The 20405-nt window shown below is 45.3% G+C and carries 16 protein-coding genes; 12 read left to right on the top strand and 4 right to left on the bottom strand.

Features of this window, described 5'->3' with window-relative positions; translation table 11 throughout:
* Positions 1-46: 46 nt before the first annotated feature.
* On the top strand, positions 47-2248 hold the full coding sequence (locus IRQ95_RS04140; RefSeq protein ID WP_194435735.1) for a hypothetical protein: 2202 nt from the start codon (positions 47-49) through the stop codon (positions 2246-2248).
* A gap of 100 nt (positions 2249-2348) precedes the next feature.
* Here the strand turns inward: IRQ95_RS04140 and IRQ95_RS04135 are convergent, their stop codons facing one another.
* On the bottom strand, positions 2349-2783 hold the full coding sequence (locus IRQ95_RS04135; RefSeq protein WP_123782664.1) for an Lrp/AsnC family transcriptional regulator: 435 nt from the start codon (positions 2781-2783) through the stop codon (positions 2349-2351).
* Positions 2784-3015: 232 nt separating this feature from the next.
* Between IRQ95_RS04135 and ocd the strand changes: the two genes are divergently transcribed.
* Both ocd and IRQ95_RS04125 read left to right on the top strand, forming a co-directional pair.
* The gene (ocd, locus tag IRQ95_RS04130) at positions 3016-4035 is read left to right on the top strand and encodes an ornithine cyclodeaminase (protein ID WP_194435734.1); all 1020 of its coding nucleotides are present in this window, start codon (positions 3016-3018) and stop codon (positions 4033-4035) included.
* Positions 4036-4152: 117 nt separating this feature from the next.
* A complete protein-coding gene (locus tag IRQ95_RS04125) occupies positions 4153-5067 on the top strand; it encodes a DMT family transporter (RefSeq protein WP_228481257.1) in 915 nt (304 codons plus the stop codon).
* Positions 5068-5114: 47 nt separating this feature from the next.
* Here IRQ95_RS04125 and IRQ95_RS04120 read toward each other — a convergent pair whose 3' ends face one another.
* Positions 5115-5582, bottom strand: a complete 468-nt coding sequence (locus tag IRQ95_RS04120) for an Lrp/AsnC family transcriptional regulator (protein WP_194435733.1) — start codon at positions 5580-5582, stop codon at positions 5115-5117.
* A 138-nt stretch (positions 5583-5720) separates the two neighbouring features.
* Here IRQ95_RS04120 and IRQ95_RS04115 point away from each other — a divergent pair, with 138 nt between their 5' ends.
* The 3 genes from IRQ95_RS04115 to IRQ95_RS04105 all read left to right on the top strand — a co-directional run bounded on the left by IRQ95_RS04115 (position 5721) and on the right by IRQ95_RS04105 (position 10927).
* On the top strand, positions 5721-6317 hold the full coding sequence (locus IRQ95_RS04115) for an OsmC family protein (RefSeq protein WP_075648331.1): 597 nt from the start codon (positions 5721-5723) through the stop codon (positions 6315-6317).
* A gap of 564 nt (positions 6318-6881) precedes the next feature.
* Positions 6882-9896 carry an NADH-dependent flavin oxidoreductase gene (locus IRQ95_RS04110; RefSeq protein ID WP_194435732.1) on the top strand — a complete coding sequence of 1005 codons (3015 nt, stop codon included), beginning with the start codon at positions 6882-6884 and terminating at the stop codon, positions 9894-9896.
* A gap of 86 nt (positions 9897-9982) precedes the next feature.
* A complete protein-coding gene (locus IRQ95_RS04105) occupies positions 9983-10927 on the top strand; it encodes an FAD:protein FMN transferase (protein WP_194435731.1) in 945 nt (314 codons plus the stop codon).
* A 15-nt stretch (positions 10928-10942) separates the two neighbouring features.
* Here the strand turns inward: IRQ95_RS04105 and IRQ95_RS04100 are convergent, their stop codons facing one another.
* A complete protein-coding gene (locus tag IRQ95_RS04100; RefSeq protein WP_194435730.1) occupies positions 10943-11872 on the bottom strand; it encodes a DMT family transporter in 930 nt (309 codons plus the stop codon).
* Between the two features lie 321 nt (positions 11873-12193).
* On the bottom strand, positions 12194-12877 hold the full coding sequence (locus tag IRQ95_RS04095) for a nitroreductase family protein (RefSeq protein ID WP_228481255.1): 684 nt from the start codon (positions 12875-12877) through the stop codon (positions 12194-12196).
* A 322-nt stretch (positions 12878-13199) separates the two neighbouring features.
* On the opposite strand from IRQ95_RS04095, the gene IRQ95_RS04090 reads away from it, so the two are divergent.
* From IRQ95_RS04090 to IRQ95_RS04065, 6 genes are all read left to right on the top strand, one after another.
* Positions 13200-14450 (top strand): MFS transporter, encoded by a 1251-nt coding sequence (locus tag IRQ95_RS04090; protein WP_194435729.1) that lies wholly within the window; start codon positions 13200-13202, stop codon positions 14448-14450.
* A gap of 38 nt (positions 14451-14488) precedes the next feature.
* A complete protein-coding gene (locus IRQ95_RS04085; protein ID WP_194435728.1) occupies positions 14489-15637 on the top strand; it encodes an acyl-CoA dehydrogenase family protein in 1149 nt (382 codons plus the stop codon).
* A 110-nt stretch (positions 15638-15747) separates the two neighbouring features.
* Positions 15748-17328: an acyl CoA:acetate/3-ketoacid CoA transferase gene (locus tag IRQ95_RS04080; RefSeq protein WP_194435727.1), complete on the top strand. Its 1581-nt coding sequence runs from the start codon at positions 15748-15750 to the stop codon at positions 17326-17328.
* 100 nt (positions 17329-17428) lie between these two features.
* Positions 17429-17608: a hypothetical protein gene (locus tag IRQ95_RS04075; RefSeq protein WP_194435726.1), complete on the top strand. Its 180-nt coding sequence runs from the start codon at positions 17429-17431 to the stop codon at positions 17606-17608.
* Positions 17609-17610: 2 nt separating this feature from the next.
* The gene (locus IRQ95_RS04070) at positions 17611-19248 is read left to right on the top strand and encodes a dihydroxyacetone kinase subunit DhaK (protein WP_194435725.1); all 1638 of its coding nucleotides are present in this window, start codon (positions 17611-17613) and stop codon (positions 19246-19248) included.
* A gap of 24 nt (positions 19249-19272) precedes the next feature.
* Positions 19273-20355, top strand: a complete 1083-nt coding sequence (locus tag IRQ95_RS04065; protein ID WP_194435724.1) for a glycerol dehydrogenase — start codon at positions 19273-19275, stop codon at positions 20353-20355.
* Positions 20356-20405 lie beyond the last annotated feature (50 nt).

Here is a 20405-nt window from a genome sequence, read left to right as displayed (position 1 = left end):
AAAGGGGTGAATCGTAGTGAAAGCACCGAGCGTAAAGTTATGGGTGATGGCAAGTAACATAATGCTATATGTCTCTTCATTACGCGCGGGAACAGCACTGATACTGCCGGGGCAACATCAAGATGGTGTGGATTTAAGCGGGCGCCCAATCACAGCCAGTGAGGTGATTAAGTGGGAGTTGCGACATGCAGATATCGTGTTTGGCTCATATGCGAACAAAAGTGATAACGAGCGCACCAAGGCGGTTGGTTACATGTACAACCAGAAGCTTGAATTAAACAGTGGAAAGCTAGAGAACGACTTGCGCAACTATGCGGAGTTAAACGGTCTCAATTATGAAGACTTCTTCCTCCATTTCTCTGAAGATACGGTTTTAGCGGAAATTGAGCCTTCTCATGGTGAGAAAACCATTCTAAATCGTAAGCCGATGATCGTTGGCTATACCACGAGCAGTGATCACGCCGGTTTTTGGCTATATCAGCAATCACCATGGGATGCGGATGTGTTCGAGCATCATAGCAAGGGAGGCGCGCTGTATATCTATCATGCAGAGATGTTTGATCAAATCGAGCTTAATTTTAGCCAGCTTGGCAGTGGTGGTTCATTTATCGTCGAGTACCCCTCACGAGTTGATGCGCGCGGACAAGTGTCGGCTTGGTCACGATTCGATCTCCGTCATGATAGTACGCAAACCATGACTCAAAATGGCAATCTTGTATGGCAATTGCCCAGCGACTGGGCGCGAGCGAGCACTCATGATGGCAGTGGAGCCAGTTATGGTAGCGGGCAATATTTTGGTTCTACGTTTCTGCGAGATGGTGGTCGGCTCTATGCGGTGAGAATTACTTGGCAAGGTAGTGAGCAAGATGTGCGCCCAAGGCTTAAAGAAGTCAAACTCAAAAATAGTTTCCCTGTGGTTAAACTCACTGATGCACCCACACATACACCAAGTGGCAGTGAGATCAAAACGTGGCGCAAGGTGCGTGGTTTTGATGTCTCAGCGGATCTCAATCAAGACAACTACCTTTCTTGGAATGAATACAAAAATCGCAGTAATAAAAATGCTACGGCGCGCTTTAGATGGGAATCTCGGGTGATTCCATTTGGACGAATGTGGAGCCAGAACTCATCATGGGCAATCACCAATATAGCCAGTTTAGGCTTCCTTGATGCGATGTATGATTTCTACTCAGTTGAGTGGGCGGAGCAAGGGCTTAATGGTGCATACAATGATGATACCAATAAGTTAATTGGTGCTAATCAGTTTACGGTTTACTCCGGCGGGACGGTGACTGAGCTCGGTCTGGTAGTTGATAGCGATGCGGCGGACTCTCTGTATAAGCAGCAGTTTTCTTCTTTTCTCAATCGTCTCGCACAGAGAGAAGCCGAAGCGTTGATTGGGTTGAATATCGGTGCTGCCAACCTTTATGGACGTAATGGTCAAAATCATTTGGTGGATGCGGGCTCACTCTATTTACGAGAGCATTACTTGTTTCCATCTACAGGATTTACCGGTTACGCAGGCATCGCTAAGTTTTGGGACAACTCAGCACTGGCTGAGCAGGGAAATAGCGTAATTTTTCAAGCGACGACCCGCTACGGAAGAGTTCAATATTTTGGTAACAGCCAAGAGAACTGGCAGCAAGATCAATACTCAAGCTTGGCGGCGTTTTATCTTAATTTTTACCCACAATACAGCTATTTCAATCAGTGGAATAACGACTTTATTTATGGCAGTGACAACACCACCGAGAGTAATTTCTGGCAGGCTGGTGTTGCGAAAAACGTTGCCTATCAGCCAGCGGCGCTGCAAGCGATTGATATTGGTGAGCCCGCCAATACAATTCCGGATGGATACCAAGCTATTCCATTGATGATGTCTACACTGACTCCTACGCCTGCCGATTACACAATTGTCGGAGATTCGACCGCAACGTCTGTTGTGCATGCTGATCTACCTAATGGCGCGACGCAGTTGCTTCCTACCTACACTTACTTTGCCTATCAATCTGAGCGTCAAGTGGTGACTGGGGCACCCGAAGAGATGGTGCTTGCACGCGAATTCAGCAAAGGAAGAGTGCTTTATCGTACCGACTTTTCTGGACGTAATGCCGATTACTACTCAGCAGAGCCAATCACGATTACCTTGCCACAACCGATGCGCGTGGTCGATAGCCAAGGCAACATAGGCGATTATGTTTCACAGGTAGAGATTGGTGGTTATCAGGGGATGATATTGCTCTATTAACGCTAGTGTTTTCAAATGGGCTCTCCGATGAGCCCGTCACAGTATGCTTTAACGCTATATTAAGCTGAAATTTGGTTAAACAATCGGACTAGCGAGAAGGTTAAAAAATCTGGTCGAGCAATAAGTTTGTTTCGGTTTGCACAATGCCTTTGATTGAGCGAATCCGCACTAATAATCCACCAAGCACCGAGAGGTTTTCCGCTTGGACTTCAGCTATCAAATCCCAATGGCCATTGGTGTGATAAACCGAAATGACTTCATGGAAGGCTTCTAACTCTTTGAGTACGTTAGCTTCATCTTTAGCTTCAACAGAAATACTCATAATGATCTTTACTGTGTTCGCTTCCACTTCCGCCTCATGTTTGAGTTTGACGGTATAACCGAGGATCACCTCTTCTTTCTCTAACTTGTTAATTCGGTTTTGCACCGTCGCTCGCGAGACTTTGAGTTTATTAGCCAGATTCACAACTGACATGCGGGCATTTTTTCTCAATAGAGCCAATAGTTGGCGATCAATATCATCTAGGTTACTCATTGCAAAACTCAAAATAGAAAGCGGTTTTAGCATAATGCCACTTTTACCTATCAAAATGCTAATTATGCTTAAACATTTGTGCATTAGTCTGTCTTTTTGTTGGCTCTACTTAGACTTAAAATGGTGGTGAACCATATAAAAACAGCAACAATTTTCCCTTGTCATCAGAGTCGTGCCTGCGTATCTGCACTGTGATGCGACCATATTTAGCAAGGGAACAGTGAGACTTAAGATGACATTATTTCTAGATGTAGATGCACTATCCAAATTAGTAAAAGCTCAAGGTTGTGAAACCTTTATGGGCGGTTTACTTGAGTACATGCAACAGGACTTTTCTCGTTGGGAAGAGTTCGATAAATCTGCTCGCACGGCGGCGCACAGTGAAGTGGGCGTGATTGAGCTTATGCCAGTAGCTGACCATCAAAACTACGGCTTTAAATTTGTAAATGGTCACCCATCAAATCCGAAGCATGGCTTATCCACGGTGATGGCGTTTGGCGCATTAGCCGATGTGGCGACAGGCTACCCTCGTTTATTGTGTGAGATGACCATTTCGACCGGTCTTCGCACTGCGGTTACTTCGGTAATGGCGGCGAAAGCGTTAGCTCGCCCTGATTCTAAAGTGATGGGGTTGATTGGTTGTGGCGCACAAAGCGAGTTTCAATCGATCGCTTTTCATAAATTACTTGGCATCACTGAGCTACGTATCTTTGATATTGATAGCGCAGCGATGGATAAATTGGCGAATCACTTACTAGCATACCCAGAGCTTAAAGTGGTTGCGGCAAACTCAGCTAAAGAGTGTGTTCAAGGTGCAGATATCGTCACAACCGTAACGGCGGACAAAGCTTACGCAACTATTCTGACACCAGATATGGTCGAGGCGGGCATGCACATTAACGGTGTGGGTGGTGATTGTCCGGGCAAAACTGAGCTGCATATTGATGTACTGCGTGCAGGCAAAATCTTTGTTGAGCATGAGCCACAAACTCGTGTTGAAGGAGATATTCAACAACTGCCTGCCGAGCATAAGGTGAATCCATTGTGGGAAGTAATTGCAGGCAAAGCACAAGGGCGTGATAGCGCTGAGCAAATTACCATTTTTGATTCAGTAGGCTTCGCACTCGAAGATCTTTCGGTACTGCGTTACACCTATGATTTGGCAACTGAGCTAAATATCGGCGAGCAGATCGAAATTGTGCCGCGCATGGCAAACCCGAAAGATCTGTTTGGCTTGATGATGAGCCGCTAGACCTAATGATTGCTGAATTGAAGTTATAACCAAGGCGAACTGAAAAGTTCGCCTTTGCTTTTATAAGCGCTGACAAGTTAGTATGGAAAATTGCATCAGCCCGCGATGGACCGCCAAATGACACCTCAAATCAAACATGAAATGACCTCGACCGTTTGGGGTATGCTTATACTGCTTTCAATATTGTGGGGCGGGTCCTTTTTCTTTGTCGGCGTCGCAGTCAATGAATTGCCACCGTTGATTATTGTCACGTTGCGCGTGAGTTTAGCCGCACTGACGCTTTGGGTAATCGCACTGCTCACGGGGCATCGCCCGCCTAAAGATTACCGTGTATGGGCAGCCTTTCTTGGTATGGGGCTTCTCAATAATGTGATTCCATTTCTGCTGATTGTTTGGGGGCAAACTCAGATTGCTTCTGGTTTAGCGTCAATTCTAAACGCCGCGACGCCAATATTTGGCGTGGTGGTCGCAGGTCTCTTTTTACCGGATGAAAAGCCCACACCGCTGAAAGTATTGGGGGTGGTGATTGGCTTTATTGGTGTGGTGACCATGATAGGTTTACCGGCGTTGGGCGGCGAAAGTCCTTTGCTGGCACAATTGGCGATATTAGGCGCAAGTACCAGTTACGCGTTTGCCAGTGTGCATGGTCGACGCTTTAAAGCGATGAAGATCAGCTTAATTATGTTGGCAGCCGGGCAGGTGACCGCATCCAGTCTGGTTTTATTGCCTGTCGCACTGGTGGTAGAAAGCCCAAGTTTGTTTGCCAATGTAAGCTTGCATACTTGGTTGTCAATTTTGGGTCTTGCTGTGGTCTCGACCGCGTTGGCTTACATGCTGTACTTTAAAATCTTAGAGCTTGCTGGTGCGACGAATGTTTTATTGGTAACGCTATTAGTGCCAGTTTCTGCAATTTTACTTGGCGTCGTATTTTTGGATGAATCCTTGCAGCCAATCCACTTAATTGGCATGGCGCTCATCGCGCTGGGCTTGTCAGCTATTGACGGGCGACTTTGGCAAAAGCTGCGGAATTGAGCGCGAGCAAACTAGCCTTGGTTACAACGTCATGACTCATGATGTTGTCAGTCAGGCATGTTAATAGGTAATGCGCTGGTATGTTTGACCTCATCCAAGACAAATAAAGTCTGTGCTTCCCTGACCTCGGGGAAGCTACGCAGCTCTTTTAAGATAAACTGTGATAACTCTTTGTTCGTACGAGCGACCACTTTCATTAGGTGGTCATAAGGACCAGATAGTGAGTAACACTCTAAGATGAGTGGGTGTTCGCACGCCGCTTTTTTAAACTCATCAAATGCGGCTTCATTTCGCTGATCGATACTGACCTGAATAAAAGCCGTGACACCAAATCCTGCTTTCTCGGCATCCAACATTGCACCGTACTGTTTGATCACTCCGGTTTCTTCTAATTGCTTGGTGCGTCTTAAACACGTGGATTCAGACATATCCGTGGCTTTAGCCAATTCAACAATGGATTTTCTACCATTCTCTTGCAGATGAGAGAGTATCTTTTTGTCTTGTTTAGTTAGCATGACGTAATCCTTCAAAATGACAGGTGGATATGAATGAAGCCACCATAATAGCTTGAATTAGAGGCGACTTTGACGACTAAATTCACATCTTTTCGCATAAAATCTATTCAGCGTTACGGATTAAACAAGGAACAATTAATGGCAACAGAAAAGTTTTTCCACGTGGGTGAATTAAACGCAGAGCAACCACAACCGACTCAATATGAACCATCAAAGTTTGCGAAAGCGCGCCATCCAGAGCCTTATCGTTTTGAAGTAAACTTAACCGCTGAAGCGGGTGATATGCAGAAAAAAACCGGCGTCGTGTCCGTCAATATTCCCGGTTTTAGCCCAGTAAAGCTCTATTGTGATGAACAGCCACCAGTGGGTAATGATACCGCGCCGCCACCGCTTGCATTCTTTTCTGCCGGGATTGGTTTCTGTTTGATGACACATTTAACCGACATTCTGAATGCGCGTAAAATCCAAGTGGATTCACTGAAGTTAGAGCAACGTATTGTGTTTAAAACTAATCTAGGTCACATGCGCGACCACGGTTACATGACCGATGGTGGTTGTGACATCGTAGAAACACACGTGATCATTGAAAGCCCTGAGCCAGAAGAGAAGATCAAAGATTTGCTCAATGAAGCGGAAAATGGCTGCATGGCACACTATGCATTGAGAAATCCAATTCCTTGGTCAACTAGATTGGTTTATAACGGAGAAGAAGTGATTAGCCGTAGTGGTAATTAGCCACGATTTTGTTGGTTTTTATTAATCGTAGTTATGGACGTTTGCGCAAATATTTACGTTAGGTATTTGCGCTTTTTTATATTTTTCAGGAGGCGTTATTTAAATTACGTCGCTCAGTTTCAGCTTGAGCATGTACTGTTTGGCAATACTAAATGTGCGTAATGTCACATATTTGATGGTGACTGTAATTTACCTATTCCATAGTTCTTTCCACTGAAGTTATTGGTGTGGTGGGCAGAGGTTTATGGGGTTTTGCGTTAATTAATTTTATTAATATCAATGTTTTAATGTGGAAATTGTCTTGGATAATAGAGTGTTCCAACTGTTTCTTAGAGTTTGCCGATGCGTTAAATAATGTATCAATCATGCAGCAACAAATAAGTTAATGCGCATTGAGCATAGTAAAAATGCAAACTATTCATTTTACTCATAATGTTAAAGGACTAGTATTTTTGGAGTCTTCAGAGTGCCTATTTGGTTCTCATATCAAAAATACTTCCGCCACGTAAAACTGAACGATAAGTACGTTTCATATGAGAATTAATCTGTATAAGGAAACTACCTATGGCTCAGTTAGTCGATGAAATCGTATTTCAGTCCGGGGTCAAGCTAAATAACCGTATCGTGATGGCGCCGATGACCATCCAATCTGCGTTTTTTGATGGTGGCGTTACTCAAGAAATGATCAATTACTACGCGGCTCGTTCAGGTGATGCGGCGGCGATCATTGTCGAGAGTGCGTTTGTTGAAAACTATGGTCGAGCATTTCCAGGTGCGCTAGGTATCGACACCGACAGTAAAATTGCGGGTTTAGCGAAATTGGCAGCGGCAATCAAAGCCAAAGGTTCAAAAGCGATTTTGCAGATCTACCATGCTGGTCGTATGGCAAACCCTGAATTTAACGGTGGTCATCAGCCAATTTCTGCCAGTCCTGTAGCGGCCTTGCGCGACAATGCTGAAACGCCACTTGAGATGACTAAAGATCAAGTCGAAGCGATGATCGAAAAGTTCGGTGACGCGGTAAGACGCGCTATCATCGCGGGCTTTGATGGTGTCGAAATCCATGGCGCTAATACCTACCTCATTCAGCAGTTCTTTTCTCCACACTCAAACCGTCGCCGCGATAAGTGGGGCGGTAATATCGAAAAACGCACTAGGTTCCCACTAGAAATATTGGCGAAGACTAAGCAAGTTGTCGCTGAGCACAATAAAACCGAGTTTGTCATTGGTTACCGATTCTCACCGGAAGAAATTGAGCAGCCGGGTATTCGCTTTGACGACACCATGTTCTTACTTGATAAGCTTGCCGCGCACGGTTTGGACTACTTCCATTTCTCAATGGGCAGTTGGCTGCGTAATTCGATTGTTACGCCAGAAGATCAACAGCCTTTGATTGATAAATACCGTCAGATGCAATCTGAGCACGTCGCGAAAGTGCCAGTGATTGGTGTGGGTGGTATTGCCCAGCGCGCGGATGCTGATAAAGCCCTAGAGCAGGGCTACGATATGGTGAGTATCGGTAAAGGCTACTTAGTTGAGCCAACTTGGGCTGGTAAAGTTCTGCGTGATGAGCCTTGCGCTGAGTTTGCGGACATTGCCCAGCAAGAAGCATTGCAAATTCCAACTCCGCTATGGGAAATCATGGATTACATGATTGTCGACAGTGCGGCAGAAGCGTTGAAACACCAACGCATTAAAGAACTGCAAAATGTGCCAATCAAGTTTAATTCTGGTCAATATACAGCCTATGGACGTGGTCACAATGGTGACTTACCGGTTACGGTAACCTTCTCTGAGGATCAAATCCTTGAAATCGTTGTCGATTCTTCAAAAGAGTCGGATGGTATCGCAAACCCAGCGTTCGAGCGTATTCCACAGCAGATCCTTGATGGACAGACGCTTAACATCGATGTGATTTCAGGGGCGACAGTAAGTAGCCAAGCGGTATTAGATGGGGTGTCTAATGCGGTTGATTTAGCTGGTGGTAACTCAGAAGCATTGCGCTGCAAGGCAAAAGAAGCGGTGGTATGGTCTTCGAAAACCATTAAAGAAACGGTGGATGTCGTCGTCGTCGGCGGCGGTGGTGCGGGTTTAAGTGCAGCACTGACAGCACTTGATAAAGGCAAGTCTGTTATCTTGCTGGAAAAATTCCCAGCGATTGGCGGTAACACGGTTCGTACCGGTGGTTGGGTCAACGCTGCAGAGCCTGCATGGCAAAATGATTTCCCAGCCCTGCCGGGTGAAAAAGAGACCTTAATGCTTTTGGCGAAAACGCCAGAATCTGAGTTTGTTGGTCAGTACCTTGAAGATTTCCGCGTACTAAAATCTCAGCTTGATGATTACTTTACCGCTTTGGCTAATGGTGAGCAGTACTTGTTTGACTCTGTTGAACTGCACCGTATTCAAACCTATCTAGGTGGTAAGCGTACCGACTTAAATGGCGAGGCGATTTTTGGTCAATATGATTTGGTTGAGACGCTGACTTCTCGCTCGATGGAATCTATCGATTGGTTGAGTGACAAAGGTATCGACTTTGACCGCAGTGTGGTTGAAATCCCTGTAGGGGCATTGTGGCGTCGTGCTCATAAACCAAAACGTCCTAAAGGTGTCGAGTTTGTCGATAAACTGCAAAAACGCATTCAAGAGCAAAATGGTCGCATCATTACCGATACGCGCGCGACAGATTTGATTGTTGAAGAGGGCAAAGTCGTTGGTATCAATGCGGTTCAAGCGAACGGGACTCAATTAGAACTGCGCGTTAACCATGGTGTAGTGCTGGCGTCTGGCGGTTTTGGTGCAAATACGCAGATGATCAAAAAGTACAATACCTATTGGAAAGAGATCGCCGATGATATCAAAACCACCAACTCTCCAGCACTCGTAGGCGATGGCATTGAAATCGGCGAGAAAGCGGGTGCAGAATTGGTGGGTATGGGCTTTGTGCAATTGATGCCAGTGGGCGATCCTAAATCAGGCGCTCTGCTAACAGGTTTGATCGTTCCGCCAGAGAACTTTGTCTTTGTTAACCAACAAGGTAAGCGTTTTGTTGATGAATGTGGCAGCCGTGATGTGTTGTCATCCGCCTTCTTTGACAATGGTGGTCTGATTTACATGATTGCCGATGAGAATATCCGCCAAACTGCGGCGAATACATCTGATGAAACCATTGAGCGCGAAATCAAAGAGGGCATCATCATTCAAGCCGATACGCTTGAAGAGCTAGCCGAAAAGATTGGCGTTCCGGCAGAGCAGTTAACCGAGACGATTGCACAGTACAATCACTGTGTTGAACAAGGGCAAGATCCAGAGTTCCATAAGAGTGCGTTTGGTTTGAAAGTCCAGCAGGCACCATTCTACGCCACACCACGCCAACCATCGGTTCATCACACCATGGGTGGTTTGAAGATTGACACCAAGGCGCGTGTTATTGGCACTGATGGTCATGCGATTCAAGGTCTATACGCGGCAGGTGAGGTGACTGGGGGTATCCACGCGGGTAACCGTTTGGGTGGTAACGCACTTATTGATATCTTCACTTACGGTCGTATTGCTGGTGAGAGCGCTGCGGATTCAATTTAATTATCTGAATTTGTAGCGAGATAGGGGGGAGCGACGCTTCCCTCTTTTTCATTTTAGTCAGTGATTTAGTAGAAAGTAGGAGCCGTATGACCAATTACCGCGCCAGTTTTCAGATGATGGGGACCATTATTGAATTATTGGTTTATCACCCAAATGGTGAGCAACTGATTCGACAGGCTTACCAACAACTTCAGAATTATGCCCAGCGTTTTACCGTGAATCAGCCGAACTCTGAATTGATGGCGGTGAATCATAATGCGGGTATCGCTTCAGTTAGGGTCAAAGATGATCTGTTCCAATTGATTAAATTGGCAAAAGCGCACAGCCAAGATCTCAATAACCCTTTCAATATTGCGATCGGTCCATTAGTCAAAGCATGGCGAATCGGTTTTAACGACGCCAAAGTGCCGAGTCAAAATGACATTAAAGCCAAGCTTGGTTTGGTCGACCCAACGAATATCTTGCTGGATGAAGCGAATAAGTCCGTCTATTTAAGCCAAGTCGGGATGGAGATTGACCTTGGAGCAATCGCCAAAGGTTACTTCGCTGATCAAGTAAAACGTATGTTAGTTGATGCGGGTGTCGAGCATGGTTTTATTAGTCTTGGTGGCAATGTGCTGACTATTGGCTATTCACCGAAAAACAGCAACCACGCTTGGAATGTCGGCATTCAGAATCCACTCGCCGCACGTGGCGATGTGTTACGTGTGGTGCCTTTGAAAGGTATGTCTATGGTCACTTCGGGTATTAACGAGCGCTATTTTGATGTTGATGGTCAGCGCTATCATCATCTGTTGGATGCAAGGACAGGCATGCCAATTACCACTGAAATTGCCAGTTTGACCATCATTTCCGAGCAATCAGTCGATGGCGAAATATGGAGTACAGCAGGCTTTTTACCGAGTGTGGCTGAGGCAATGGATTACATTAATGTGCAAGCAGGAATTGAAGCAGTCGCAGTATCAAAGCTGGGAGAAGTGTCAGTGACGAACGGTTTAGTGGATCAAGGCGGGATGATTGTTCCCGCCTGATATTGTTAGGTTTAGCTAGAGAGCGGAGTCTGGGAGGTCGAGCTTATTCAAACGATGGTTCTGAATTTGTAGGGTTTTCTTCGCTTCCCAATGGGTGATGAACACAACAGAAGCAATGATAATTGTCGCTCCGATCCACAGCCTGCCTGGGGGAACCCAGCCAAACATCATCCATCCAGCTAGAACATTGAGCGGCAGTTTGGCATGGTCAAAAGGTTGGATAAACGACGCTTCGGCAATGGAATAGGCTTTTACAATTGACCACTGTGCCAAAGCAGTGGCGACGCCAGCCAAAAACAGTAAACACCAAACCTCGATGCCTTGTGGCATCTGCCATTCTGGTATTGCGACCACAATATTAAATGGGGTGATGAGCATCAGTAGGTAGATCACCATTGTAGAAGGTGGTTCGTCGCAAGAGAGTTTTTTAACAATGAGTGAATAACAAGCCCAAAAGAAAGCCGCACAGACTGGAAGTAGCGCAGCCCAGCTAAAAGCATCACTCCATGGTTCAAGGATGATCATCGCACCAATAAACCCAGTCAGTGTTGCTACCCACCTCGCTGAACCAACCGTCTCTTTGAGGATCAGCCCACAACCTAAGGTAGTAAACAAAGGTGAAATCATCAGCAGGGCGATACCTTGCCAAATTGGTACAGGATAGGCTAACGCCCACATCCATAGCTGAATACCAATTACCGATAGAAAGACGCGAAAGATATGCCAACCTAACTTTTTGGTCGTTAAGGAACGACGAATACCTAAGCTTTTTAGGTAGGGTAGGATCACAACAAGCGCAATCGCATATTGGATAAAAGTGATGGTGGTTGAGCTAAGCCCGTAATGGATACTCAGCCATTGAGCTAATGTATTGACTAGCGCGAAAGAAACTCCCGCGACTAGCATCCATCCAGCCCCAAATACAGAATGATTATTATGGTACATAGATTGATGTGCTCTAAATAAATATACCCGTCCTACTTGAAGTCGCAGCGGTGTCGCCTACCTGCATCTCCAAGTTGTTTGGGTATAGACGAAAACAGCTATGGAAATGATTGAATTTAATTATTAATAACTGCTATTTATAGTTATGAATAATTTATTTATAGCGTTTTCGTCAGAAGTGGCGTAGATGGAAATATTATTATGCGAAAATAAAATTAATTCTTGTTATTTCATTATCTAGGCTAAGTAAAGTTTGTTTAGCCTAGATAACTGACGTTGTTATAAATTGGAAAATCAGTAGATGATTGATGACACTAATTATTAGTGTTCTTTAACTACGTCACTTAAATCTACACGCAGGCGAGGGCCATAAACACCCTCAGGCAGGCGTTTACCACAACTCACAACCATACAAACTTCAGCCTCTTTAGGCAGGTTAAGTAGTGATTTGATTGCGTTTTCCTCAAACCCTTCCATTGGGCAGGTATCGTACTCTTTTTCAGCCAGCGCATACATGAAAGTCATTGCGGCTAAAGCAGCACTTTTATTAAGAATGACACGTACGTCATTACGACGCAGTTCTTGTCCCGCCTCACCATCTAAGCCTTTGTATTCAATCAGACCCTCGCCGCCATATAGGAATGGCATATCTTTCTCATAGTAAGCAAATACATGCTCTGGCGTGTTTGGTTTACTAGCAAAAGCATTGCGAATCACTTTGGCATTCATCTCTGCGCGTTGACGCCATTTCTGTGGTGCCGTAACAAAAACAATCAGTTCGTTGGCTGTTTTAGCTGCATTTTGACCAAGGCAACACGCTTTCATTTTCTCAAGCATCTCAGGGCTTCTTACGCGGTGGAATTCCCATAGCTGCATGTTAGAGCTATTTGGTGCCATAGTGGCTAACTCAAGAGCTTGTGTCACTACATCGGCATCATATGCATAGTCTTTATCGTATTTACGTACTGCGCGGCGGTAATTCACCACATCACTAAAAGCTTTCATAGATATTTCCTATATTTCAATTTGAATTTAATCGACGAGTGCAATTTATCAGGATGACAGTGTCAAAATGAAATATTTTTCGATGTTTCATAAATGAAACGTTTTGAAATGGTGAAATATTCAAAATGACATTTTTGACCTCAAATAACGTGACTAATACGAGATAGATCACAATTGAATATGGCAAATAAATGTTCAAAGTGGCTTTTTGAGCATTCAATCAAGATTCAAAATTTCATTTTGTCATATTCCTATTGAAAATTTTGGTTTTCCATAATGATTCATTCATCAAGTCCACATTCAAAACCAAAGGTAATTAACGATGAATCAAAATGAAAAAGTTCCCGCAAGGGGATGGGCGATAGTATGGATAGCTTGGCTTGCTTTCATGGTTGCTAACTTATCAAACTTCGCTTTTGGTGTAATTTTGCCAGATATGCGTGCAGATATTGCATTTGACTTAGAAACGGCAGGCTGGCTCAGCGCTATCGCCTGGATTGGTAAAGGTCTACTGACGATTCCAATCATTTGTTTCATTAGTAAAGGAAAACCTAAGACTGTTTTATTTTGCATTTTCTTAATCTTAGGTATCGGCATGCTGCTACAAGGCTTCGCCACTAACGTCACCATGCTGTTTATCGGTCGTCTATTTGTTATGGGCGTCGCTGCGGGCATCGTTTCGGTACTGGTTGTCTTTAAGATTCAATGGTTTCCTAAGGAAAGACTGGGCTCTATTAACGGTATCGAAATGTTCACCGGCCCTGCGGGTCAAATGTTAGGTACTGCTGCATTTCCTATGTTCCTTGCCATGATGACAGGTTGGCGTGAAGTGATGAACGTAATGGGTGTGTTCTCGTTAATTCTTGCTTTTGCATGGTTATTTGTCGCAAAAGATAAAGGTGAGACGCAATCTAACTACGAAAAAGTACCAGTTCTACAACCGCTTAAAGAGGCGTTAACCTACAAGAATACTTGGATCTTAGCCATTGCATGGCCAATGACGTCACTGACTTGGATTGCGGTATATACCTTCTGGCCAACTTACGCGGTAGAGAGTTTGAATCTATCCATTGCTCAAGCAGGTATGGTTCTCGGTTTCTTGCCAATCGGCTCTGCAATCGCTTGTTTAGTCTCGCCAATCTTGGCGCAGAAATGGGGCTATGACAAACCGCTAATCGTTGCTTCTGGTGTGGTTCTGCCAATCGCCTATTACAGCTTGATGCTTACCGCGAGTGTGCCTCTGTTAGCTATTGCAACCTTTATTGCTGGCTATGCTGCCTACAACTTTGTTCCGCTTGCGTTCACCACGCTTTACAAAACGGATATGTCACCACGTGCAGTATCAATGGGTACAGGTTTTATCTTCTCACTCGTGGGCCTTGGTGGTGCCGCTGGTGGTGCCGCGACCGGTTGGCTAGGTACTCAATACGGTTTGGAAACAGCGCTCTCTTTAACCTGTATTACTCCAGCGCTATTCGCGGTTCTAACCATGTTTTTAACTGAAACGGGCTGGAAAGCTGAACAGAAGAAAGAACAAAACTTAGAAACGCCATTAGAAAAGAAACCAGCTTAATAATCTGATAACGAATAATTACGAATTAAAGGTGTGAAATGAACTTCCTACTCGATAAAGAACATCAAGCAATCTTTGAAAAAGCAAAAGCGTACAGCTTGGAATGCTTGGCTCCATTCGCTTCTCAACTAGAAAACGATCGTGAGCTGTTAAAAGCCAAAATGAAAGAAATGGCTGAGCAAGGCTTCTACGGCTTAGGCATTCCGAAAGAAATGGGCGGCCACAGCTACAACTACCTGCAAATGTCTTTGGTTTATGAAGGCTTAGCACATGGCAGCGGCATCATGTCATTCCTGTTGCAACTGCAAAACAACATCAACATGGAAATCGCAACCTTCTATGAAGATATCGATCCTGAGTTGCTAAAAGTTGTACCAGACCTAGCAAACGGTACTAAAACCACCGCTTTTGTTCTGACTGAAAGTGCATCAGGTTGCGATCCATCGGCAACGAACGCATACGCAGAATTGGTTGGTGACGAATACATCATCCGCGGTCAGAAAGATTGGATCACCAATGCGCAAGATGCTGATTACTTCAACGTGATGGTGAAAGACGGTAAAGACAGCCAAAACATGATCATGTTGTTTGTACCAAATGGCGTTGCTGGTCTCCGTTACATCGCAAACCGTGAGCGCATGATTGGTAACGGCATCGTAGTGGGTAGCTTAGAGTTTGATAACTGTGTGGTACCAAAGCGCAACCTTCTTTCTGCCAATGGTTTTAAAGAAGCGTTGAAAGCGATTGATGTTGCTCGTGTATTTACACCAGCAATTGCCATCGGTGTTGCTCAACAAGCTGTTGACTCGGTAGCGGAATACCTAGGTCAGCGTGAATCGTTCGGTAAGCCAATTCTGACTAACCAAGGTATCCAATGGCAGTTGGCTGAGATGAACACCAAAATCGAAGCTGCGCGTTGCCTGCTTTACAAAACAGCAGCGGTGATGGATAGCGGTGAGCCAGTTGCCAATATCGCGGCAATGAACAAGTTGTTCGCGACTGACGTAGCGATGGAAGTCACAGTGAAGTGTGCTCAATTGTTTGGTGCAGAAGGCTTTATGAAAGATGCGCCAATCGGTAAAGCAATGGCCGTAGCGAAGATGCTACAGATTGTTGATGGCACGACTGAAATTCAAAAAATCGTGGTAGGACGTGGCATCGCACGCCAATACCTACCACGCCGTTAAGAGCATTTTAGACAGATATTAGATGGCTAGTTTCAATAGCGACCAAACTCTGAAGCTAGCCAGTTTTAGCCTGAATTGATACCCAAATTTAAATAATAGGAATATTTAACATGTCACTAAATAACAAAATTATGGATGTAAAAGAAGCAATCGACCTAATTAAATCTGGAGATTGCGTTGCAATTAACGGTTTTGGTTCTCTTTGTTTCCCAGAGACAGTTGCTATCGCTCTTGGCCAAAAATTCCTTGAACAAGGTCAGCCACGTGATCTGAGCTACTACTTTGGTGCTGGCTTAGGTGAATCTCAAGAAGGTCGTCTAATTGACGCTATCTCTCACGAAGGCATGGTTCGTCGCGTTGTTGCTTCTCACTTCATCAAAATGTTGGGTCTGAAAAAGCTTGCTGCTGAAAACAAAATTGAAGCTTACAACCTACCATATGGTCCTATCAGCCACTCATTCCGCGCGGCTGCTGCAAAGCAACCAGGTGTCCTGACTAAAGTAGGTCTAAAAACATTCGTTGACCCTCGTAACAGCCGTGGTGCATTGAACGAGCGTTCAACCGATACACTAGCAGAACTGATGGAAATCGGCGGCGAAGAGTTCTTGTTCTACAAAGCACCAAAAGTCGATGTGGCAATCATCCGTGGTACTACAGTGGATGTGAACGGTAACGTATCATTTGAACACGAAGCGTTCTACCTAGACCCATACAGCACAGCAATGGCAGCAAAAGCGAATGGCGGTAAGGTTATCGTTCAAGTAGAGCGCGTTTCTGCAACGGCATCGCACCCTCGTACAGTTAAACTTCCAGCAGCAATTATCGATGCGGTTGTTGTTGATGGCGAGCAAATGCAAACCATGATCGAGAAGTACGAACCAGCATACACGGGTGAGTTCGTCATGCCTGCGGCTGACATTCCTAAAAAGCATGAAAATATTGCTCACCTAACATCGGGTAGCGGTAAGAAACCTCGTGAACTTCTACATAAAGTTATTGCACGTCGTGCGGCGATGGAACTGGCTGATGGCGCAGTAGTTAACTTGGGTATCGGTGTTCCTGAGTTGGTGCCAAGTGCAGCTAAAGAAATCGGTATGTCGACCAACATGTACCTAACCATTGAAGCGGGTCTGATCGGTGGCACACCAGTTGGCGGTCTATCGTTTGGTGCGGTTCTAAACCCAGAAATGTGTCAAGAAACGGCTAGCCAGTTTGACCTATACGACAGCGGTATGTTGGACATCACATTCGTAGGCGCGATGCAAGTGGATGGCGCGGGTAACGTTAACGTAAGCCGTGCAGGTGACAAGATCATTGGTGTGGGTGGCTTCGTGAACCTAACAGCAAGTGCGAAAAAAGCTGTGTTCTGTTTCCCATTCTCAGGCGGCGGTCTGAAAACTGAGATTGCAAACGGCAAGCTAACTATCCACCAAGAAGGTATGTACCCTAAATTTGTTGCTGAAGTGGATGAGATTTCAGCAAGTGGCGACTTCCGTGCAGAAGAAGGCGGCGTAACTATCTACGTAACAGAGCGTTGTGTATTTGAACGTACTCGTGACGGCATGGTTCTGACTGAAATCGCACCGGGTGTGGATCTACAGAAAGATATCCTTGACCAACTTCCATTTGCACCAATCGTGCTACCAACATTGAAAGAGATGGATGCACGCTTCTTCCAAGAAGAGTTGTAATTCCAAGCAAGACCCGGCTCGCAAGGGCCGGGTAACTTCACAAGATAGAGTGCTCTTAACAGAGGTGAAGTCATTCAGCGGCTCATAGAGGTGCTAGCGTATGAAAAACAATTGTTGTTATGAAATGGCGAAGGACATTTTTATTTATCACTTGGGCATGAGCGAGATAGAAGCGAAAAAGCAATTAGCCTCGATGTTTCCAAATGGTCAATTCGAATCACTACTTCATCAAGTTGGCGAAAGTAAAGAACAACACTATTCAGAATTTAAAAAGGTGTAATTGTGGCTGAACTAATTATTAATAAGAAAGAATCTTGGGTGTCGGACTCTATTGACGGCACGCTTTATACTCAACGCTTGGGTAATTTAGTTAAGTTGGATTTTAACAACGACATCAAAGTGATTACTCGTAAAGACTGGAAAAAAGACAAAGTCGCGATTATTTGTGGTGGTGGCTCAGGTCACGAGCCAGCGCACGCAGGGTTTGTTGGTAAAGGCATGCTAACTGCTGCAGTTTGTGGTGACTTATTCGCAGCACCAAGTGTTGATGCTGTACTAAACGCTATTGTCCATGTCACTGGTGAAAAAGGCTGCCTAGTTATCATCAAAAACTACACCGGTGACCGTTTAAACTTTGGCCTAGCGTGTGAAAAAGCCAAAGAGATGGGATACAAAGTCGAGCTCGTTATCGTGAATGACGACATCTCTATCCCTAACAACCCTAAACCTCGTGGTATCGCAGGAACACTTTTTGTTCATAAAGTGGCGGGCTATGTTGCAGAGCAAGGCGCGTCATTAGAAGAAGTTAAAGCAGCAGCGCAAAACACCATCGATAACACGGCCAGTATTGGTATTGCACTGACAAGCTGTTCACTACCAGGTGCGACAGGCGAAGAACGTATTGCTCGCGGTAAAGCGGAACTTGGCTTAGGTATTCACGGTGAAGCGGGTATCGAAACTATCGATGTGGCTGAATGTCGTGAGTTTGTTGAACTTATGTCGAGCAAACTGCTAGAAGCGCGTCCAAGTCAAAAACACGCAGTACTGATCAATAACCTAGGTGGGTTATCACCAATCGAAATGAACGTGGTTGCTAAAGCCGTAGTTGAATCAAAACTGGGTGAAGGCACAGAGTGTTTTGTTGGCCCTGCAGCACTGATGACGGCTATCGACATGAAAGGTTTCTCACTTTCATTGCTTCGTCTTGATGACGCAACGCGCACTGCGCTATTTGCAGAATCTGCCACAGAAGCATGGCCTGGCGCTTTTGAAGTGAGTAAAGAGGCTGTGGTCGCGTGTGAAAACCGCGCAGCTAAAATTGAATATACCCCAAGCCAAAACGATGCAGTAGCAACGGCAATCCGCCAAGTATGTGGAACTCTAATTGATCTAGAGCCAGAGCTGAACCGCCTAGACGCAATTGTTGGTGATGGCGATACTGGCTCAACGTTCGCAGCCGGCGCGCGCAAAGTATTGGCTGAACTTGATGCCAACAATCTACCACTGAATGAACCAGCAACACTGCTGAACGTTGTTGGTGAAAAGTTGACCACGGTAATGGGCGGTTCGTCAGGCGTTCTCCTATCAATCTTCTTTACCGCGGCAGGCCGCCATTTGAGCAGCAGCAATGATTTAGTCGCGGCGCTGCAAGATGGCCTAGCTCGCATGATGCAATACGGCGGTGCGAAGCCGGGTGACCGTACCATGATTGATGCACTTTACCCTGCACTTGATTCATGGGCAGGACACGGATTAGCACAAGCAGCGAAGGCTGCTCAAGAAGGGGCAGAAGCTACAGCAACAATGCTAAAAGCGAACGCAGGCCGCTCTTCTTACTTAAATAGCGACAGTTTAAACGGCACTAAAGATCCAGGCGCATACGCGGTGGAACGTGTTTTTGCCTCTTTATCTCAAGCATAACGAATGATTAATAAGGTAGTTATCATGGACAAAATTATTATCTCTCCAAGCAAGTATATCCAAGGTGAAGGCGCGCTAGCTAACATCGGCAAATATGTGTCGGCCTTTGGTAGTAAGCCATTTTCTATTGCTGACGATTTCGTTATGGGGCTAACACAGGATACCGTCGCAACGAGTTTTGCCGCAGACGAAATTCCAGTGACTTTCGAGCGTTTTAACGGAGAATGTTCTCGCCCTGAGATTGAGCGTTTGATCACGCTAGCTCAAGGTGTGAATGCTGACGTAATCATTGGTATCGGTGGTGGTAAAACACTGGATACTGCTAAAGCGATTGCTTTCTACACTAAGTTACCAGTTGTTATCGTACCGACGATTGCATCAACAGATGCGCCAACTTCTGCGCTAGCGGTTATCTACACGCCAGAAGGTGAGTTCTCTGAGTACCTACTGTTCCCATCGAACCCAAATATGGTCATCATGGATACCGCAATCATCGCAAAAGCACCGGCACGTCTGATTGTTGCTGGTATGGGTGATGCGCTATCTACTTGGTTTGAAGCTCGCGCAAACATGATTTCAGGCAAAGCAACCATGGCTGGTGGTGCACCAACTCGTTCGGCACAAGCATTAGCGAAGTTGTGTTACGAAACGCTGTTGGCTGATGGTCTAAAAGCAAAAGCGGCGGTTGAAAATGGTGTATCCACTCAAGCGGTTGAAAACATCATTGAAGCCAATACTTACTTAAGTGGTATTGGTTTTGAATCGAGCGGTCTAGCAGGGGCACACGCGATTCATAACGGTTTAACCAAACTGGAAGAGTGTCACCACCTATTACATGGTGAAAAAGTGGCATTTGGTACTCTAGTGCAATTGGTATTGGAAAACGCTGACTATGAAGAGATTCAAACCGTAATCGGCTTCTGCCGCAGCGTAGGTCTACCAACCAACTTACATGATATGGGTGTAAAAGAGCTTAACCATGACAAGCTAATGGACGTTGCCATTGCGTCATGTGCAGAGGGCGAAACTATCCACAATATGCCTTTTACTGTGACAGCAGAAAAAGTGTTTGCAGCGATTTTAACCGCGCACCAATTGGGTCAGTAATTATCTGATTAGACGATAAAACCTCAGCAGGGAGTGATTACCTTGCTGGG

Origin of the sequence: Vibrio fluminensis (assembly GCF_015278125.1) — a bacterium.
Classification (GTDB): Bacteria; Pseudomonadota; Gammaproteobacteria; order Enterobacterales; family Vibrionaceae; genus Vibrio; species Vibrio fluminensis.
Note: the sequence above shows the minus strand (reverse complement) of the source record. Positions and strands in the feature narration are given on the sequence as shown.

What these genes read in the sequence shown, in the direction of transcription:
- IRQ95_RS04140 (WP_194435735.1), top strand. Translation starts at nt 47, where the DNA reads ATGGCAAGTAACATAATGCTATATGTCTCTTCATTACGCGCGGGAACA.
- IRQ95_RS04135 (WP_123782664.1), bottom strand. Translation starts at nt 2,783, where the DNA reads ATGAGTAACCTAGATGATATTGATCGCCAACTATTGGCTCTATTGAGA.
- ocd (WP_194435734.1), top strand. Translation starts at nt 3,016, where the DNA reads ATGACATTATTTCTAGATGTAGATGCACTATCCAAATTAGTAAAAGCT.
- IRQ95_RS04125 (WP_228481257.1), top strand. Translation starts at nt 4,153, where the DNA reads ATGACACCTCAAATCAAACATGAAATGACCTCGACCGTTTGGGGTATG.
- IRQ95_RS04120 (WP_194435733.1), bottom strand. Translation starts at nt 5,582, where the DNA reads ATGCTAACTAAACAAGACAAAAAGATACTCTCTCATCTGCAAGAGAAT.
- IRQ95_RS04115 (WP_075648331.1), top strand. Translation starts at nt 5,721, where the DNA reads ATGGCAACAGAAAAGTTTTTCCACGTGGGTGAATTAAACGCAGAGCAA.
- IRQ95_RS04110 (WP_194435732.1), top strand. Translation starts at nt 6,882, where the DNA reads ATGGCTCAGTTAGTCGATGAAATCGTATTTCAGTCCGGGGTCAAGCTA.
- IRQ95_RS04105 (WP_194435731.1), top strand. Translation starts at nt 9,983, where the DNA reads ATGACCAATTACCGCGCCAGTTTTCAGATGATGGGGACCATTATTGAA.
- IRQ95_RS04100 (WP_194435730.1), bottom strand. Translation starts at nt 11,872, where the DNA reads ATGTACCATAATAATCATTCTGTATTTGGGGCTGGATGGATGCTAGTC.
- IRQ95_RS04095 (WP_228481255.1), bottom strand. Translation starts at nt 12,877, where the DNA reads ATGAAAGCTTTTAGTGATGTGGTGAATTACCGCCGCGCAGTACGTAAA.
- IRQ95_RS04090 (WP_194435729.1), top strand. Translation starts at nt 13,200, where the DNA reads ATGAATCAAAATGAAAAAGTTCCCGCAAGGGGATGGGCGATAGTATGG.
- IRQ95_RS04085 (WP_194435728.1), top strand. Translation starts at nt 14,489, where the DNA reads ATGAACTTCCTACTCGATAAAGAACATCAAGCAATCTTTGAAAAAGCA.
- IRQ95_RS04080 (WP_194435727.1), top strand. Translation starts at nt 15,748, where the DNA reads ATGTCACTAAATAACAAAATTATGGATGTAAAAGAAGCAATCGACCTA.
- IRQ95_RS04075 (WP_194435726.1), top strand. Translation starts at nt 17,429, where the DNA reads ATGAAAAACAATTGTTGTTATGAAATGGCGAAGGACATTTTTATTTAT.
- IRQ95_RS04065 (WP_194435724.1), top strand. Translation starts at nt 19,273, where the DNA reads ATGGACAAAATTATTATCTCTCCAAGCAAGTATATCCAAGGTGAAGGC.